Annotated in this window: 15 protein-coding genes; 8 read left to right on the top strand and 7 right to left on the bottom strand. The window is 52.5% G+C overall.

The features are described 5' to 3' along the window. The first annotated feature begins 455 nt into the window (after positions 1–455). The 3 genes from argR (at position 456) to yhcN (ACO0U8_RS18830) (ending at position 2,126) form a co-directional block, all read left to right on the top strand. On the top strand, positions 456–926 hold the full coding sequence (gene argR, locus ACO0U8_RS18840; RefSeq protein ID WP_056782453.1) for a transcriptional regulator ArgR: 471 nt from the start codon (positions 456–458) through the stop codon (positions 924–926). 482 nt (positions 927–1,408) lie between these two features. Beyond that, positions 1,409–1,672, top strand: a complete 264-nt coding sequence (yhcN, locus tag ACO0U8_RS18835) for a peroxide/acid stress response protein YhcN (protein ID WP_056782454.1) — start codon at positions 1,409–1,411, stop codon at positions 1,670–1,672. Positions 1,673–1,862: 190 nt separating this feature from the next. Continuing rightward, on the top strand, positions 1,863–2,126 hold the full coding sequence (gene yhcN / locus ACO0U8_RS18830) for a peroxide/acid stress response protein YhcN (protein WP_056782455.1): 264 nt from the start codon (positions 1,863–1,865) through the stop codon (positions 2,124–2,126). A 302-nt stretch (positions 2,127–2,428) separates the two neighbouring features. Here yhcN (ACO0U8_RS18830) and mpl read toward each other — a convergent pair whose 3' ends face one another. After that, the gene (gene mpl, locus ACO0U8_RS18825; RefSeq protein ID WP_056782456.1) at positions 2,429–3,814 is read right to left on the bottom strand and encodes a UDP-N-acetylmuramate:L-alanyl-gamma-D-glutamyl-meso-diaminopimelate ligase; all 1,386 of its coding nucleotides are present in this window, start codon (positions 3,812–3,814) and stop codon (positions 2,429–2,431) included. A 167-nt stretch (positions 3,815–3,981) separates the two neighbouring features. On the opposite strand from mpl, the gene fbp reads away from it, so the two are divergent. Beyond that, complete coding sequence (gene fbp / locus ACO0U8_RS18820; RefSeq protein WP_056782457.1) at positions 3,982–4,986, top strand: class 1 fructose-bisphosphatase; 1,005 nt, start codon at positions 3,982–3,984, stop codon at positions 4,984–4,986. Between the two features lie 130 nt (positions 4,987–5,116). Here the strand turns inward: fbp and ACO0U8_RS18815 are convergent, their stop codons facing one another. Further along, positions 5,117–6,694, bottom strand: a complete 1,578-nt coding sequence (locus ACO0U8_RS18815; protein ID WP_421671415.1) for a methyl-accepting chemotaxis protein — start codon at positions 6,692–6,694, stop codon at positions 5,117–5,119. A 316-nt stretch (positions 6,695–7,010) separates the two neighbouring features. Between ACO0U8_RS18815 and ppa the strand changes: the two genes are divergently transcribed. Further along, a complete protein-coding gene (gene ppa / locus ACO0U8_RS18810; protein ID WP_056782459.1) occupies positions 7,011–7,541 on the top strand; it encodes an inorganic diphosphatase in 531 nt (176 codons plus the stop codon). Positions 7,542–7,647: 106 nt separating this feature from the next. On the opposite strand, the gene ACO0U8_RS18805 is transcribed toward ppa, so the two are convergent. The 3 genes from ACO0U8_RS18805 to tamA are packed head-to-tail and all read right to left on the bottom strand — an operon-like array spanning position 7,648 to position 13,521. Further along, positions 7,648–7,998 (bottom strand): gamma-glutamylcyclotransferase family protein, encoded by a 351-nt coding sequence (locus ACO0U8_RS18805; protein WP_122096280.1) that lies wholly within the window; start codon positions 7,996–7,998, stop codon positions 7,648–7,650. 31 nt (positions 7,999–8,029) lie between these two features. Continuing rightward, the gene (tamB, locus tag ACO0U8_RS18800; RefSeq protein WP_421671414.1) at positions 8,030–11,845 is read right to left on the bottom strand and encodes an autotransporter assembly complex protein TamB; all 3,816 of its coding nucleotides are present in this window, start codon (positions 11,843–11,845) and stop codon (positions 8,030–8,032) included. Beyond that, entirely contained in the window at positions 11,842–13,521 is a 1,680-nt protein-coding gene (gene tamA, locus ACO0U8_RS18795) for an autotransporter assembly complex protein TamA (RefSeq protein ID WP_421671457.1), read from the bottom strand. Before tamA ends, tamB begins: the two co-directional genes overlap by 4 nt. Positions 13,522–13,836: 315 nt before the next feature. Here tamA and msrA point away from each other — a divergent pair, with 315 nt between their 5' ends. After that, positions 13,837–14,472, top strand: coding sequence for a peptide-methionine (S)-S-oxide reductase MsrA (msrA, locus tag ACO0U8_RS18790; RefSeq protein ID WP_056782523.1), 636 nt, complete (start codon positions 13,837–13,839; stop codon positions 14,470–14,472). 240 nt (positions 14,473–14,712) lie between these two features. After that, complete coding sequence (locus tag ACO0U8_RS18785; RefSeq protein ID WP_056782463.1) at positions 14,713–16,071, top strand: hemolysin family protein; 1,359 nt, start codon at positions 14,713–14,715, stop codon at positions 16,069–16,071. Positions 16,072–16,182: 111 nt separating this feature from the next. Here the strand turns inward: ACO0U8_RS18785 and ACO0U8_RS18780 are convergent, their stop codons facing one another. Beyond that, positions 16,183–16,389, bottom strand: coding sequence for a DUF1107 domain-containing protein (locus ACO0U8_RS18780; RefSeq protein WP_056782464.1), 207 nt, complete (start codon positions 16,387–16,389; stop codon positions 16,183–16,185). A gap of 311 nt (positions 16,390–16,700) precedes the next feature. Here ACO0U8_RS18780 and ACO0U8_RS18775 point away from each other — a divergent pair, with 311 nt between their 5' ends. Next, positions 16,701–17,258, top strand: a complete 558-nt coding sequence (locus ACO0U8_RS18775; RefSeq protein WP_056782465.1) for a YtfJ family protein — start codon at positions 16,701–16,703, stop codon at positions 17,256–17,258. Positions 17,259–17,311: 53 nt separating this feature from the next. On the opposite strand, the gene cysQ is transcribed toward ACO0U8_RS18775, so the two are convergent. Continuing rightward, positions 17,312–18,058, bottom strand: a complete 747-nt coding sequence (gene cysQ / locus ACO0U8_RS18770; RefSeq protein ID WP_056782466.1) for a 3'(2'),5'-bisphosphate nucleotidase CysQ — start codon at positions 18,056–18,058, stop codon at positions 17,312–17,314. Positions 18,059–18,061: the final 3 nt, after the last annotated feature.

Raw genomic sequence — 18,061 nt, 5'->3', positions numbered from 1 at the left:
CTCCTTTTTTATCATTAACTTATAAGTGTCGTGGAATTATTTTGGTTGTGACCTTAATCACTTACGCTGTTAAAAACAATCGCTCACCTGCAGAGAATCTGAGGTTGGTCGTTTAGAAAGTAAAAAAATACACCTAAGCGCCCTTATCCGGTCTTTTATGACTTTTATCGGAAAGCTACCCCTTAAAAGTAGCACCGCAAAAGACGTCAGGTTAATAAATGGTTAAATTTGGTTCATTGTGTGAGCTGAATCGAAATCGGTTGAGCCCAACTTCCTGCGGAAGGCTTACTCAAAATTCACAATTTCGGCATATTCATGAAAAACCCACTAACGCGACACCCGTCACATTCCTTGCAGAACGGTGAGTTCTGGATTTTCCATGTCTTGCGTTGTTGCATAAAAATGCAATTATCTGCATAATCAGCCAAACATTGATCAAGAGACCAGGGTGCAAAATGCGTAATCCTGCCAAACAGGAAGATTTAATCAAAGCCTTCAAAGCATTACTGAAGGAAGAGAAATTCAGTTCTCAGGGCGAAATTGTCGTCGCACTCCAGGAGGAGGGCTTCGAAAACATCAACCAGTCCAAAGTCTCACGGATGCTGACCAAGTTCGGTGCGGTGCGTACGCGCAACGCGAAAATGGAAATGGTGTACTGCCTGCCCGCTGAAATCGGTGTGCCAACAACGACCAGTCCGCTGAAGAACCTGGTACTGGACATTGATCACAATGAAGCCATGGTGGTCATCCGCACCAGTCCGGGGGCAGCACAGCTGATCGCCCGCCTGCTTGATTCACTCGGAAAATCAGAGGGTATCCTCGGAACTATCGCGGGTGATGATACGATTTTCATTACGCCTGCCCGCAGTTTCAGCGTTAAACAACTGCACGATGCAATCCTGAGTTTGTTCGAACAAGAGTTATAAGCCGCCTCAATAGTACAAGGGTGTAAGCGCCCTTTCTGTGCAGGGGGTCAGAAGAACAGAATTTCTGACCTCAGGCCAGCCTCTTTACCCTTCCTTTATATTGCTCACATTTCAAATGCCGCACAAAAATACCGGTTTTCTACCATTAACGGGTACAAGGCGCATGCCCTCTTCTGTTAACGCCGGTCACAACAGGCTCATTTCCGTCACATAAATATTTCAATGATGTGATTCACACCAAAAATAAGCACAGATAATCAAATTCATTCAATCTATTGATTTTACTAAAAATCAACACCGTTTGAACAATTTATAGACGTTTTTTATTACTTTCCGTTATTAAAAAAACCAATAGGACACACATAACCACTCAAATAACTATTAGCAAACTATTAATATTCTGAGTGACTAGATGTATACTCATTTCCGTGGTGTGAGACACCAGTTGTTGGAACACATAATAAAATCGACGAGGTCAAATCATGAACGTTAAAACTACAATCGCAACATTAAGCATTCTCTCTGCTCTGTCATTTGGTGCATTTGCAGCACAACCTGTTAGTCAGGAACAAGCTGCCAATCTGCAGGCGAAAGGGATGATCAGCGTCAGCGGCGTTGCCGGTGCACCTTCTGATATCCGCCAGGCACTGTCTGACAAAGCCGATGCAAAAGGCGCTAAAGCTTTCCGCGTTATTGAAGTGCGTCAGGAAGGTAACTACCACGCAACCGCAGAAATCTACCAGTAACTTTCCGGTAGCCATCGCGAAGGGGCCTGAATAAATCAGGCCCGTGAATAAACAGATTTATCACTGCCCGTTTTACGTTCCCGCACGCTTTGAGCGCCCTGAACTGCAGTTAACAGCCCTGATAAATCTATATTTGAATCGACGTTGCTCTCTCAAATTGCATCAACGTCAGTGAAATCAGGAAATTATCATGAAAATCATCACTACTATCGCCGCTCTTAGTCTGTTGTCTGCTGTGTCTTTCGGTGCGTCTGCTGCGCAACTCATCACGAATCAGCAAGCAGAAAATCTGCAACCTATGGGCGTGATCAGCGTGAGCGGAGTGAATGGTGCACCCACCGATATTCGCCAGCAGCTGTCTGACAAGGCTGATGCCAAAGGCGCTAAATCTTATCGCGTGATCGAAGCCCATAATGAAGGCGCTTATCACGCGACAGCAGAAATCTATCAGTAAGATTTTCTGTACGTTACCCAGAACTAAAGCCACTGCTTGAGTATTTATATGAATTAGCGTTACCGGGTTTCAACAGCCACAGATCGTCTCAATAAAACGATGCTGTTGAGGCTGGGAGAGAGCTGACACTGCCACTGCCGTGCTCTCTTGCTAACGATACCCTCGTCGTCCTGTCCGACGACACCCTTTGGCTCCCACGCTTTTTTTGGGAGCTTTTTTTTGTCTGTTGATAAGCCATTGCCCGGAATAAAGACAAAAAAAAGCACAGCGGATGCTGTGCTTTGAGGCCGTTGAGGAAGAGATTATGGCTGCTGTATCAGGCTCGCTTTCGCGGCCAGTGCCTCCAGCAGTTTTCCGTGGATGCCACCAAAACCGCCGTTACTCATGACGAGAATATGATCGCCCGGCAGCGAGGCCTTGATCACCATATCCACCAGCGAATCCACATCAGCACTCCAGTGCGCAGGCTGTATACAGTGTTCAGCCACTTCTGCTACCTGCCACGGAATATGCTGCGGCTGCAGCAGGAAAACTTCGTCTGCACGCCCCAGCGACGGCGCCAGTTCGTTTTTGCTCATGCCCATTTTCATGGTGTTTGACCGCGGTTCAAGCACTGCCAGAATACGCGCCGTGCCGCCCACTTTGCTGCGCAATGCGGAGAGCGTTGCCAGAATCGCCGTTGGGTGATGCGCGAAGTCGTCATAAACGCTGACGCCATTTTCAACGCCGCGCAGCTCGAGACGACGACGCGCGTTGATAAATTCGCCCAGGGCTTTACAGGCGTCTTCCGGTTTCACACCGACATGACGCGCGGCGGCAATCGCCATCAGCCCGTTATGCATGTTGTGTTCACCGACCAGATTCCAGTCCACCTGCCCGACGATTTCGCCTTTCAGGTAGACATTGAAAGAGCTGGCATCCGGCGTCAGTTTTTTCGCATCCCACGAACAGGCATCCGTTTCACCCACAAATTCCTGTTCACTCCAGCACCCCATCGCCATCACTTGCTTAAGCGGAGTATCGTGCTCGGGCAGGATGATTTTCCCTTTGCCCGGCACCAGACGCACCAGATGATGGAACTGTTTCTGGATGGCTTTAAGATCGTCGAAGATATCGGCGTGATCGAATTCAAGGTTGTTCAGCACCAGCGTGCGTGGACTGTAGTGAACGAATTTCGAGCGCTTATCAAAGAAAGCACAATCGTACTCATCAGCTTCCAGCACCATAAACGGGCTGTTGCCCAGACGCGCAGACACCTCAAAGTTACCCGGCACACCACCAATGACGTAACCCGGCTCATAACCACAGGCTTCGAGGATCCACGTCACCATACCCGCCGTGGTGGTTTTGCCATGTGTACCGGCAACGGCAATCACCCAACGCCCAGGCAGAACGTGGTCGTGCAGCCATTGCGGGCCAGACACGTAAGGGATCCCCTGTTCCAGCACGGCTTCAACGCACGGGTTTCCGCGCGTCATCGCATTGCCAATGATCACCAGATCCGGCTGAGGGTCTAATTGTGCAGGATCGTACCCCGTAATCAGCTCAATACCCTGATTTTCCAGCAGCGTACTCATCGGTGGATAAACGTTATCGTCCGAACCTGTAACCTGATGCCCCTGAGCACGAGCCAGCATCGCCAGCCCGCCCATAAACGTGCCGCAAATCCCAAGAATATGAATGCGCATATGTTTTCCATTAATGCCTTTAAGTCAGCCGCCATTCTACCGCTCAGAATCCTTCAGAAGAAATGGATTTGCCTATGATTCATCCATATATTTGGGCTAAACTGCCCACGCTCTTGTAAAGGTTTTATTAACGAACCGTTATCCATCCTAGATTCAGGGAACGTGTTATGAAAACGTTAGGCGAATTTATTGTTGAAAAACAGCAAGACTTTCCTCATGCAACCGGTGAACTCACCGCCTTGCTCTCAGCAATAAAACTCGGCGCTAAAATCATTCACCGTGACATCAACAAAGCGGGTCTGGTCGATATTCTCGGTACCAGCGGCGCAGAAAATGTTCAGGGCGAAGTACAGATGAAGCTCGATCTGTATGCGAATGAGAAGTTAAAAGCAGCCATGAAAGCGCGCGGCGAAATTGCCGGTATCGCGTCGGAAGAAGAAGACGAAATTGTTATTTTCGAGGGCGAACGCGCTGAGAATGCAAAATACGTCATTTTGATGGATCCGCTCGATGGCTCTTCAAACATCGACGTTAACGTCTCGGTCGGCACCATCTTCTCCATCTACCGTCGTACCACGCCACTGGGCCAGTCGGTGACCGAAGCTGACTTCCTGCAACCGGGCAACCGTCAGGTCGCTGCGGGCTACGTGGTTTACGGTTCGTCCACCATGCTGGTATACACCACCGGCGTTGGCGTTCATGCCTTCACTTACGATCCTTCACTCGGTGTATTCTGCCTCTCCCATGAAAAAGTACGCTACCCGGCAACCGGCAGCATGTATTCGATCAATGAAGGCAACTACATCAAATTCCCGCTCGGCGTAAAAAAATACATCAAATATTGTCAGGAGCAGGACGAAGCTACGCTGCGCCCTTACACCTCACGTTACATCGGTTCTCTGGTGGCAGATTTCCACCGTAACCTGCTCAAAGGTGGCATTTACATTTACCCAAGTACGGCGACCCATCCCAACGGAAAATTGCGTTTGCTGTACGAATGCAACCCGATGGCGTTCCTGGCTGAACAGGCCGGTGGCAAAGCCAGCGACGGTAAAAACCGCATTCTGGATATCATTCCGCAGAAACTGCATGAACGCGCGCCGTTCTTCGTCGGTAACTGCTCAATGGTGGAAGATGCAGAACGCTTTATCGCTCAATTCCCTGATGAATAAGCCCTGCGCGGCACGACAATAAAACATCAAAGAATGAACGTGATACCTCTGTAACTTAGCCTTACCGTTGTTCTGAACGTAAAAAGGTGGCTTTTTAAGCCACCTTTTTTATTTCCTGCAAAATGCGGTTTTACGATCGGTACTGCTCAGACTGATTCAGTTTGAACACGGCCATGCTCGCCGCCAGCAGCTGAGCCTGCTCTTCCAGAGAACGCGTCGCCGCCGTCGCCTGTTCAACTAACGCGGCGTTTTGTTGTGCCACCTGATCCATCTGGGTGATCGCGACATTCACCTGCTCGATGCCGTGCGTTTGCTCGCTGGTGGCAATCGAGATTTCCCGCATCAGGCTGGTCACGCGCGTCACTTCGCTGGAAATTTCCAGCATCGTCGCCGCGGCAGATTTCACCATGCTGGATCCTTCCGCCACCCGGCTTTCTGAATCACCAATCAGCTCTTTGATTTCTTTGGCTGATTGCGCACTGCGCTGTGCCAGGCTGCGCACTTCCCCCGCCACGACGGCAAATCCGCGCCCCTGCTCACCGGCACGTGCGGCTTCAACGGCGGCATTCAGCGCCAGAATATTGGTCTGGAAAGCGATGCCGTCGATGACAGTAATGATATCGCCGATACGTTTGGAGCTGTCGGTGATGCCCTGCATTTTCTCCATCACCTGATTAACAACCTGACTGCCTTTGTCCGCGATCGATGAAACGCTGTGCGCCAGCTGGTTCGCCTGTTCAGAGTTTGCGGCGTTCATCCGCACGGTCGAGGTCAGTTGCTCCATGCTGGCGGCAGTTTCTTCCAGAGAGGCCGCAGACTCTTCGGTGCGCTGCGCCAGATGCACATTACCGGCCGCCAGTTCGCGCGAGCCCACGTCAATCTGGTTACCCGCATCGCGGACGCGGCCAACCGATAACACCAGAGAATCCTGCATTTGCTTCATGGCTTTCAGCAGGCGTCCCATTTCGTTGTTGTGAGAGTCGTCGATATCGTGTGTCAGATCGCCTTGCGCAATGAATTCCAGCTGCGCGATGGAAAACGTCAGCGGACGCATAATGAGTTTCTGCAATGCAAACCACGCCAGGATTGCAATCGTCAGCGCCACCACAAAAGCCGCGACGATGACAGTCAGCTGGATACGCGCCTCTGCCCGCGCCTGCTCAATGCGTTGACGGGTGTTATCCACCGCATACGCGCGGAAATCCGCGAGCGCTTTGTCGTAAGCATTGCTGTAGGGCGTGATTTTATTCTCCAGCACATCGTAATAACTGTCGGCGCTTTGCGACTGCAACGCCTGAAGAATGGGGACCAGACCATTAGTTTTGTACGCTTCGTAGGTTTTTTGCACCGCCGCGGATAAATCCCTGCCGTGCTGAGTGTCATCCACTATGCTGACGAATTTTCCCAGATCCGCATCTGCCTGTTTGATGTAACCGGCAATGCGGTCGGACGTTGCTTTCGCGTCATCCATCATGCCGATTTCCAGCTGACGGACAGCCACACCGCTGGCAACACGGGTGCGCAGGGAGTAACTGTAGCTGTCAGCCAGCGAGCCCAACTCCTCGCCCTGCAGCTGATTAATCTTTTGCAGCGAGGTCGCACTTTGCCTGATGGCATTGGCGCCCAGTACGCTCACCAACAGTAAAATCAGGGTCATAAACACTAACAGGCCGATCAGACCGGCCTTTACGCTCAGCTTATTCAACATACGGTGTTATCCAGTCATTCAGGTGAAAAGGAGAAGTGCATATCGCGGTAGGGGTCAGGTTTATCCCGACTTTTATTTGAATAGAGTTATCGGCAATTGACTGAATTTCTTGATAAGAAAAGCAAAAACAGGCAGTTACGCGGTGAAATGACCTGGCGGTGAATTTTACTGCCGAACCTGAAGTTTTTGCAGGTTCGCAACAGCAGGTCATGCGGAAAAATTGGAAAGCGACATTCGGTGAAAAGGGCGGGAAATCACGGGAGACTTGGCTATAATGTGCGGCACTCTATTCCTGGTTCAATGAAGGAAACCAACCATGAGCTTACTGAATGTACCTGCTGGCAAAGATATGCCAGAAGATATCTACGTTGTTATCGAAATCCCGGCAAATGCTGATCCGATCAAATACGAAGTAGATAAAGACACCGGCGCACTGTTCGTAGACCGTTTCATGTCTACAGCGATGTTCTACCCGTGCAACTACGGCTACATCAACCACACTCTGTCTCTGGATGGCGACCCGGTTGACGTTCTGGTGCCAACGCCTTACCCACTGCAACCGGGTTCTGTGATCCGTTGCCGTCCGGTTGGCATGCTGAAAATGACCGACGAAGCGGGTGAAGATGCGAAGCTGGTTGCGGTTCCGCACACTAAACTGAGCAAAGAATACGATCACATCCAGGATGTGAACGACCTGCCAGAACTGCTGCGCGGCCAGATCACCCACTTCTTCGAGCAATACAAAGCGCTGGAAAAAGGCAAATGGGTAAAAGTTGACGGTTGGGCTGACGCTGCTGCTGCAAAAGCTGAAATCGTGGCTTCTTTCGAACGCGCTAAAAACAAATAAGTTTTTCGCTGTCGAACGAAAAAAAACACCGCCAGATGGCGGTGTTTTTTTATGTATTACGCGTTGAAACACAACGTTTATTTTTAGACGACCTTGCTCAGATTACTCACTCTGCTGCATCGTTACGCTTTACCCAGTCGCCACCCTCTATTCTCGGCACACCATCCAGTGAGCGAATGTAGAGATAAATCCAGGCACTGCCGTACGGCGTCGAAATCAGCTCGCGACGATAATCTTTTGTATTACTTTTCAGTTCATCCAGCTCGGCTAAGATAGACGAGTTTATGCGGTAAACTTCGCAGTAGACCTTTCCTTCCCCTGGAATCACAGCAGGGTAATGCCCCAGATTATAGAGCGCATACCCTTCCAGCTCATGGTCACCCAGCCATTGAGCGTTAGTCATCCAATGACTGTTGCCTTGCTTGCGTCGCAGACTACCGTAAACAATTATTCGCATGTTTATATTCGTATAGTAAAAGTCACATGAATTAAAACTCAAACTGATAGAGCAAATCCAAGGCCTGATCGATGCCCGATACCGCCTGCAGATAGAGCTTCGGCATCAACCTGTAGCGTAAAGTGAGTGTTGCCAGTGAGTCGAAGATCCCGACACCATATTTCACCTGTAAACCCGGTAAAACATAACCACTGACCACCACCTGGGAACTGTCTCCCACGCCCTGAGTATCCAGTGCCAGATTGCTGACACCAAACGCCTCGCCGATTTTACCCACAAGTTTACCACTTTGCGCAACCCCCAACCCGATAAGAGCTGAGGTCATTGCGCCGCTGTCACCGCCAGAATTGTCTAATCCCTGCCCGCGAAGCAGGTAGGACAAGGCTTCCTGCTGTGACATCGCCGGATCTGAGAATATCTCAAGTTTCGGTGCATCGGCCTCGCCGGTCACCCGTAAACCGGCCACAACGTCGTTTTCTGTCGCTTCCGGATTACGAATCGCTTCCAGATTCAGCAGTGGCTGATCCGCCGGACCGGAGAACAGTAACTGGCCTTTACGCACAATTAAGTCCTGCCCGTACGCATGGAACCGGCCAGAAGGAATATTAATCTGCCCATTCAGCCCCAGACCGCGACTGTCCTGCGCCACTTTCAACGCCCCTTCAAGCCGGGCTTTCAGGCCGAACGCATCCAGACGCACATCTTTGCCGATATTCACCATCAGATTGCTGTTGATCGGAATTGACGCTGACACCGGTTCAATCGGCTGACGCTGATCGTTGAGCATCACCTCATCTGATGAAACCCCGACCGCGCTTTCCGGCAACTCCTGCACCGTGATGCGTGCCCAGGGAATATCCACCGAACCGTTCAGTGAGAACAGCTGCGGCGTGGCATCAAACACCAGATCCGGCGAGACGTCGAGACGCACCATCGGCGGTACCGACACCCGCACGCGATCGCCGCGTGCGGCAATGCGGGCGCGCCAGGCGTTCAGCTCGCTCCAGTCGGCGTTGCCGTTAAGCTCCAGCTGGCCGTGCGCCGTTTTGATCACCCCTTCCATCAGCGATGACATGCCGTTGAAATTGATATTGATGTTCGCGTCGGTGATATCAAACGGCATGAACTGACCGTCGAAATCGACGCCGCTCAACGCCAGTTTGCCAAACACCTGCGGTTTCTGTGCGTCGCCTCCCAGTCGCAGATTCGCGTTCAGGATGCCGGACGCCTTTTCTCCGTCCATCAGGGCTGGCTGCAACAGCGCCATCGAGATGCGGGTAATATTGACGTTGCCGGTCAGATTACGTTTTCCCTGCGGATCGGCAATCTGAATACTGCCGTCCAGCTGGCCGTTATTGGCAATCTTGATCAGCCAGTCCAGCGTCGCACGGCCATTATTAAGACCGGCATTCAGGTTCAGCGTGTCAAACGCCACCGGCAACGGACTTCCCTGCACCAGTTGCTGTACTTTCACGCCCTTGCCCACCAGCGAGACGCTGGCCTGAGGCAATCCGCCCTCTGCTTTCCAACTCACATCGGCCTTACCGGTGAAAACGCCGCTAAGCTGCGTGTCATCGGTCAGGAAGGGTTTAACCATCGCCAGATCAAAGCGGTTAAGCACCACGCTGGCCTGCCCGCTGGCACCGGCATCAATGGTTTTCGGCACGCAAAGACTGGCGTTCGGGTTCTGCCAGCAATGCGGCCCCACGGTGATTCGTTGCTCTTTGTTGAAATACTCCAGTGCGATCGTCCGGTTGAGACGCCATTCGCCGACCGGCGTATCGAACAACGTGTTATCGACGGTGCCCTTCCATTCCTCGGTCGCGCGGTCAAAACTGCCTTTCAGCGCCAGACGCCCGGAAACGGGTTTACCCTCGACTTTCAGCGTCAGCTGATGCTGTTTTTCGTTACCCTTGGCGTCCAGACTGATATCGGAGATATCCAGCGCGTCCTGTTTCAGTTGCTGCACGCGCACCGCCAGATTGCCCTGAATCTGATCGGTGGAGCTGACATCGCCTTTGACGTCAACGCGCCGGACGGTCAGTGCCTGCCATTTCAGCCCCGTTGCGGTCAGATCCGCCAGCAGCTTCGGCGCTTTCAGATCGCCGCGCAGTTGCAGCATCCCTTTCGCCACGCCGCCCAGTCCCGGCAAGGCGCCATCCAGATGTGGCGCATCCACTTTGGCATCCAGATCCCAGGTATCGCTGAGCTTACCTTTCACATCCAGATTGTTGCGCCCCAGTTCGAGGTGAAGCTGTGGAATATCCCACTGACCGTAACTGTTTCCGCGCACATTGCCCTGCGCTTTGACGGCGTTTTGTTTCACGTTACCGCTCAGATCCAGCACCGGTACCTGCACCTGCCATGTGCCGCCATACAGGCTGCCGCGCGTGGTGATTTTACCCTGCAACTTCGCCGGCCAGTCCGGATACTGTTTGGCAGTATTAATGCCGGTCAGCGTCAGTTGGCTGTTCCAGCTGATGGCTTTACTCCAGTCCACCACGCCGGTCAGATCGGTATTGCCTTGCAGCGCTGCCAGACGCAGCAGCGTCAGGTTGAACTGCTCCACGTTACCTTTGCCGTCAAGGGTCAGCGTGGCGGGCGGGATCTGATCGCCTTTGAAATCAGAACGCAGCGACAGTGCGTAATCGGTCGCTTTTCCGCTGACGTTAAATGTAAAGCCTTTCACCTGATACTGCGGCGTACCGGTCAGCGGCCACTGCAAAGCATCACTGGTCAGCTTCAGATTAAGGGGTAAGCCGGCTTCCGCCAGCTGGGTTTGCAACGCCAGCTGCGCACGTACAGGCCCGGAGAGATTGAGGCCAACGTCGAGTTTGTCACGCAAACCGCCTGCGACCTTCAGTTTGACCTTCTCGCCTTTAAGCGGATCGACATTCATGGCGGTGTTGATGGTCATGTCCACCGGCCAGTTTTGATTCAGCGTCGCCTGCCCGGTCCCGTCCAGCGTGCCCTGCGGCGAGCGGATCTGTAATTTGTCTAACCTGACAACCTGATCCTGCGTACTGGCCTTTAATTCGAAACGGGTGATCAGCACATCGGTATCACCGGTCAGACGCAGGTTTTCACCGACAATCTGCTGAATATCGAGATCAACCGGCAGCCGGTAATCGGGTAACTCAGGCAGCAGGGGTTTAGCAAACAGTTCCTGAAGCGTCTCACCCAGCGGTTTTTCCGGCACGACGACCGCAGGCTCCGCCGGTTTACCGGTGGCTTTTTCCACCGCTTTGTCCTGCGCGGCCTGCACCACCTCCGGCAACGGATTGACCGGTGTTTTCGGCAACGCGATCAGTAATCCGCCAATGTTTGTTGGCATCAGCTGGATCGCACGTCCTTCCCAGTGCGCACCGGTCCGAAATGACGCCAGAGAAATGGCACGGTCATCCAGGGTTACGTTGATATTTTCCAGGGTCAGGACGCGCAGCGTGATCGGATACGGCGTACTGAGATTGGTCAGCGGCTCGCTGTTTTCTGGTTCAGGCTGTGGCTGAGCGGGCGTCATTTCTTTGGTGTTCACCACCACGTTGACGTCTTTTACCCGCAGCGCATTCACACATAACGCGCTGTTTTTCAGGCAGGAGAAATCGAGGGAGAGATGAAACTCCCCGGCTTTCACATCCACACCCGGCATTTCGTAATGCACGCCTTTCAGCGTCAGGTCGCGCCATCCGCCTTCGGTACTGGCGATGTTCAGCCCCGGCACGAACCGGTTGGCACCGTTGATCATCAGATGAAGACCGGTTTGCGTACCGATCAGGAAGGCCACCAGGCCAATCAGCAGCACCAGGAAGATTAAGGTTCCCAGGCAGATTTTCTTAAATAAACTCATAATTCCGGACCCAGGCCGATGTAAAACTGCAATCCATGCTCATCTTTATCGCCAACCGGCGCGGCGACATCTAATTTCACCGGACCGATCGGTGAAGCCCAGCGCACACCCACACCCGCGCCGGTTTTGAAATCGTTTTTCGTGATGTCATTTACCGCTTCGCCGGAATCGACAAAGACCGCTCCCCACCATTTTCCGGTGACGTTGTACTGATATTCCAGCGAGCCGGTGCCCAGATAGGACGCACCGGTCAGTTTGCCTTCATCATCGCGCGGAGAGATTGATTTGTATTTGTAGCCGCGAATACTGCGATCGCCACCGGCAAAGAAGCGCAGCGATGGCGGTACGCGTTCGAAATCGTTGGTTTCGATCCAGCCCAGATTGCCGCGCATAACGAAGCGGTGTTTCTCTTCCAGCGTACGGATCCAGACGTTTTGTGCCTGAACCACGGCGAAATCGACGTCGGAACCCCAGGTAGTGTCCGAGACATCCAGAGAATAACGCTGAGAGTCGCCCCAGGTCGGCATCAGGCCGCCGCGCTGACGCGTACGGTTGAGGCTGACGCCCGGATAAATCAGCATCGTGGTGTTGGTGACACTGCCCTGCGTAAAGTGGTCAAGGCTCCAGCGCAGATTTACCGCATGTTGCCAGCCGCTGGAAAGATCCCAGTAGCGCGCCAGATTGACCGTGGTGGAGTCCGAATTGGTGTCATTGAGGTCTTCACGTTTGAAGCCGCCCTGAACCAGATAATATTGTTCGAGAGGTGACTTCAGCAGCGGAATTTTATAGCTGAGATCTAAAGACTGTTCCGGGCCGGACAGCGTGGTCGAGGTTTCAAAGCTCTGGCCACGATCGTTCACCCAAGGTTTTTTCCAGTTGGCCGTCACACGCGGCCCGATATCCGTCGAATAGCCGACACCCGTCTCGATGGTGTTTTCGGTGCGCGGCGAGACTAAGGCGTTCAGCGGTAATGTTTTACTGGCTTTAGCATCGGTGAAATCCGGGGAAACCACGACGGAATTAAACCAGCCCGTGGCAGACAGGCGGCGGTTCAGCTCGGCCAGCTGGGCGGAGGTGTAATAATCCCCTTTGTGGAAAGGCACCAGATTTTGCAGGTAATCATCACGGATTTGCGAGCCCTGATAATGCACATCGCCAAAGCGGTAACGCTGGCCGCTGTCGAACTGGATATCCCAGAACGCTTTATGCTCATCTTCGATGACGCCCAGCTGGCTTTTCAACATGTTGGCATCAAAGTACCCTTTGCGCAGTGCCACACCGGTAAGGGAACTTTTAAAATGCTCGTAGGTTCCGTGGTTCAGAATGGTGCCCACGGCGGGAACCTGAGTTTTCTTCAGTTGTTCGAATTCATTATCTTTATTCGCCTGGCCGGTGATCACCACGGTGGTGCCCGCGATTTTAACCGGTGTGCCCGGCGTCACTTTGGCAATCAGCACCGGACGTCCCGGCGGGGGCGTCTCACGGTAGTCGAAATCAATCGTCGGGGAATAATAGCCCAGTGGCCGCAGCCCCTGTTCAATCGCGGCACTGACGCGCGCACGAAACCGCCCGTTTGCGCCGACTTCATCACTTTCTATTGACGATAAACGCACGCGGACGTTTTTTTCCAGATCGCCATCCAGGCCTTCCAGCTGCAAACGCACTTTCGCTGCCATGGAAAGTGAGGGGGCGAGCAGTACACATAACAAACCCAGTTCACGATATCGTGGCACACGCACTCCTGCTAATTTTGCTGTCCTGTTAAAATATCAGATGCCCGCCGGAGAAAATCCGCCCATCTTTGGCAGATTCCTCTTTCTAATGTCTGATGAAGGCAGTTTAGTGCCAATCTTCTGAAAATGTTCAACGACGGCGCAACGTTCCTCGTATTGTGTGCAAAGACGCAATCAGATACAACTAAGAGTGACCCGTTGGTCACTAATGTCTGTTACTAATTTTGTTCACTAATGCAACAAATGGAGTCTCCTGTGGTGCAACTTTCCGACAAAACGCATGTGGTTAATCAAGAAGATGCGTTGACTGGCAGAACAACCCCGATGCCTGTGGCAACCACTCACGCCGTGAATGGTCATTCGATGACATATGTTCCTGACAATATGGAAGTCGCTCTTTTTGCGATGGGATGCTTCTGGGGTGTGGAGCGTTTGTTCTGGCAACTGGAAGGGGTTCACAGCACGGCGGCCGGTTACAGTGGCGGTTTTACGCCTAACCCGACCTACCGCGAAGTCTGCACCGGCCAGACCGGCCATGCGGAAGTGGTGCGCGTGGTCTTCGATCCTTCCGTCATCAGCTACGCGAAGCTGTTGCAGATCTTCTGGGAGAATCACGATCCGGCACAGGGCATGCGTCAGGGGGGTGATATCGGCACTCAGTATCGTTCGGCGCTGTATGTGCTGAGCGCGGCGCAGCAGGATCAGGCTCTGGCCAGTCTGGCGAGCTTCCAGCAGGCGATGGACGAAGCGAACGACAAACGCACCATCACGACCGAAATCAGCGAAGCCCTGCCGTTCTATTACGCCGAAGACGATCATCAGCAATACCTGTTTAAAAACCCGGAAGGCTACTGCGGTTTAGGCGGTATCGGCGTCTGTCTGCCACCGCAATAATGCGGGATTTTTAAGCGCTGGCGGCAGTCTCAGTGCTGCTGCTATACTATGCGGGTCACAAATGTGGCCTTTTGAAACTATTTCTGGCAATTATCTTTGTTTTTTCATCCTTAATGCTTCTTTCTTCTGAACCGACTTTTAATCTGTTAGTAAAACGATGTTGAGTTAAGCAATAAATAAGCAACAAAAATAATACGTGCCTTTCCCTGCTGGTTCATACCGGTGTTAAACGGATAGATTATGTTAAACAGTATCTTACTGATTCTCTTACTCATCGCGATCAGTGCCTTTTTCTCGCTTTCTGAGATATCGCTGGCCGCGTCCCGAAAGATAAAACTCAAACAGTTGGCAGACGAAGGAAACGTCAATGCCTCCCGCGTCATGAAACTGCAGGAAACCCCTGGCCTGTTCTTCACCGTGGTACAAATCGGCCTGAATGCCGTTGCCATCCTCGGTGGTATTGTCGGCGATGCCGCTTTCTCCCCTGCGTTCCAGTCCTTTTTCATTCGCTTTATGTCGCCGGAAATGGCGGATCAAATCAGCTTTATCTGTTCCTTCGTCCTGGTCACCAGTCTGTTTATTCTGTTCGCTGACCTCACTCCGAAGCGCATCGGTATGATTTCACCTGAGTCGGTTGCGGTCCGTATAGTCAACCCGATGCGTTTCTGCCTGCTGGTGTGCCGCCCGATGGTGTGGTTCTTCAACGGCATGGCGAACATGATTTTCCGCCTGTTTAAACTGCCAATGGTGCGTAACGACGACATCACCTCTGACGATATTTATGCGGTGGTGGAAGCCGGCGCACTGGCCGGTGTGTTACGTAAACAGGAGCACGAGCTGATTGAAAACGTGTTCGAGCTGGAATCGCGTACCGTTCCCTCTTCCATGACCTCGCGTGAAAGCGTCATCTTCTTCGATCTGCGCGAAAGCGAAGAAAGCATCAAAGAAAAAATCTCGACGCATCCGCACTCCAAATTCCTGGTCTGCGACGGCCATATCGATCAGGTGGTGGGTTACGTCGATTCCAAAGACTTACTGAACCGTGTGCTGGGTAATCAGAGTTTAATGCTGAGCAGCGGCGTGCAGATCCGCAACGCGCTGATCGTGCCTGACACACTGACGCTGTCGGAAGCGCTGGAAAGCTTTAAAGCCGCCGGTGAAGACTTCGCGGTGATCCTCAATGAATACGCCCTGGTGGTCGGCATCATCACGCTCAATGACGTGATGACCACGCTGATGGGCGATCTGGTCGGCCAGGGTATGGAAGAGCAGATTGTGGCCCGTGACGAGCACTCGTGGCTGATTGAAGGCGGTACGCCAATCGAAGACGTGATGCGCGTGCTGCACATTGAAGCATTTCCGCAGGCAGGTAATTATGAAACCATCGGTGGTTTCATGATGTTTATGCTGCGTAAAATTCCTAAGCGTACGGACTTTGTGAAATTCTCAGGCTACAAATTTGAAGTGGTCGACATCGACAGCTACAAGATTGATCAGCTGCTGGTGACACGTATTGTCGATCAGCCCGTGACTCCGTTGCTGCCGAAAACGCCGCAGGAGATCAAAGACGAGAAGAAAGCGCAGGCGCAGTCTTCATAAAACATCCCCGCGCAATATTCCGGATACCAGAAACACGAACGGCCCCTTTCAGAGGGGCCGTTTTTTTTGCGCCTGCTGCCCCAGTGGGGGCAGCGACTACGCGCAGGGCGTTTAACCCATTTCTGTCTGCAAATGCGTAACCTGACGGTTAACTTCAGACATCACGCTAAAATGGCGCTTATCACGAACCTTTGGCAATAAAATTTTGCCTTGGTCAAACTCAAAAGCGCCGACGTCTTTGATGTACAAACGTCCACGAAACAGTGTCTTAACGTACTTTGCGACTTTCATCGGATTGTAACGCTGAAAGATTCTCATTTTTCTACTTTTCTCCGTTAAATCACTGCATGCGCCGGCCACGTCGCAAGGCGACAGATACCGGAACAGAAAAGGAACATTTGCAGTGATGAGACATATAACATAGCAGGGCACTCAGGTATTGCCAGTGTATTTAACTGCTTTTACATTGCTTTTCAGTATTGTCTTAATCCCTGACACTACTTGGCAGTATAACCCTGCTCTATGTGTCAATTTTGTAACCAGCAACACAAATTTAACAAGCCAACAGGACAGACCACTTGAGCGATCCTATGATGAGCAGGTCTGCCCTTTTGTGCCCCGGAGAATCTATGCTTTTAAAAAGTCTGTGTGTGATCAGTTTTATGACATTTTCGCTTTTTGCGTCAGCCCATAACTTTACGGTTGGTCAGCGTCTGGCACCGGTCGGCGTCGACGACAAAGGCGAGCTGAATGACGTGAATGACACCTTCAGCTACAGCAAATGGAACAGCGCCAGATTGCCGGGAAAAGTACGTATCGTGCAGCATATGGCGGGCAGAAGCAGTGCAAAGGCGCTGAACGAGCCACTTATTGAGGCCATCAGGGCGGCGAATCTGCCGCACGACCGCTACCAGACCACGACCATCGTCAACATTGATGACGCGATAATCGGCACCAGTCTGTTCGTGCGTAAAAGTATTGAGAGCGGTAAGCGGGAATTCCCTTGGTCGCAGATCATCGTCGACAGTAACGGCGTGGTGAAAAAGGCGTGGCAGCTGCAACCGGAAAGCTCCGCTGTCGCTGTGCTGGATAAAAACGGGGTGATTAAATTCGCCAAAGACGGGCAGCTGTCGCCGCAGGAAGTTCAGCAGGTGATTACGCTGGTCGATCAACTGGTCAAAGAATAACAGCATAAAAAACCCCGGCGCGCAGGCCGGGGCAGGTGCAGTGCGGGCCAGCGTCAGAACAGAGAAACGCGGAAGCCCGGATTCAGGAACGATTCGCGCGGCGTGTACAGCAGCGTCTGCCCTGTCCAGTCATTCACTTTTGCACCCGCGGCAATGGCAACCGCATGTCCGGCTCCGGTATCCCAGATGTTCGTTGGTCCGAAACGCGGATAAAGTTGTGCCGAGCCCTCGGCAACCAGACAGAACTTCAGGGAGGAACCGACAGAAACCGTCTGATGTTCACCCAGCTGGGCCAGATAGTCTTTCAGTTCCTGATCGTTGTCGTAATGTGAACGGCTCACCACAACCAGCGGCGGATGCGCTTCGCTGACGTGAATCTGACGGCGCTGACCCTGATCTTCTTTCCAGGCTTTTCCTTCTGCCGCGCTGTACATCACTTTCGTGACCGGCACATAGACCACGCCGAGCACCGGCACGCCGTCTTCGATAAGCGCGATGTTCACTGTGAACTCGCCATTACGTTTGAGAAATTCTTTGGTGCCATCCAGCGGATCCACCAGCCAGTAACGCGTCCAGTTCTGACGTTCACTCCAGCTTTGCGGATCTTCTTCCGAGAGCATTGGCGTGTGCGGATCCAGCTGTTGCAAACCGGCTTTGATCACATCATGCGCGGCAATATCAGCCGCCGTCACCGGTGAATCATCTTTTTTCTGACGTGCGTCGAGCGGCTGCTCGCCGTCATAGACCGCCATAATCGCATCGCCTGCATCGCGCGCCAGCTGACAAATTTGCTCTAACATCTT

Origin of the sequence: Rahnella sp. EDr1-12, from assembly GCF_049206505.1 — a bacterium.
GTDB classification, from domain to species: Bacteria; Pseudomonadota; Gammaproteobacteria; order Enterobacterales; family Enterobacteriaceae; genus Rahnella; species Rahnella rivi.
Note: the sequence above shows the minus strand (reverse complement) of the source record. Positions and strands in the feature narration are given on the sequence as shown.